Source organism: Pseudomonas sp. PS01301 (genome assembly GCF_029960215.1).
GTDB lineage: Bacteria > Pseudomonadota > Gammaproteobacteria > Pseudomonadales > Pseudomonadaceae > Aquipseudomonas > Aquipseudomonas coleopterorum.
In genome coordinates this window covers 1-255 of sequence record NZ_JASCPM010000153.1, presented here as the reverse complement: position 1 = coordinate 255, position 255 = coordinate 1, and the positions used below count along the sequence as shown (strand labels likewise).

Below are 255 nucleotides of genomic sequence, written 5' to 3'. Positions count from 1 at the left end.
CTTTCGGCGTGGGTGTTTTTCACACCCATTGTCGTTACTCATGTCAGCATTCGCACTTCTGATACCTCCAGCAAGCTTCTCAACTCACCTTCACAGGCTTACAGAACGCTCCTCTACCGCATCACCAGAAGGTGATACCCGTAGCTTCGGTACCTGGTTTGAGCCCCGTTACATCTTCCGCGCAGGCCGACTCGACTAGTGAGCTATTACGCTTTCTTTAAAGGGTGGCTGCTTCTAAGCCAACCTCCTAGCTGT

At 51.8% G+C, this 255-nt stretch carries 1 rRNA gene; it reads right to left on the bottom strand.

What is annotated here, in order from left to right:
- A 23S ribosomal RNA gene (locus QMX89_RS22915) occupies positions 1–255 on the bottom strand; the annotation flags it as partial.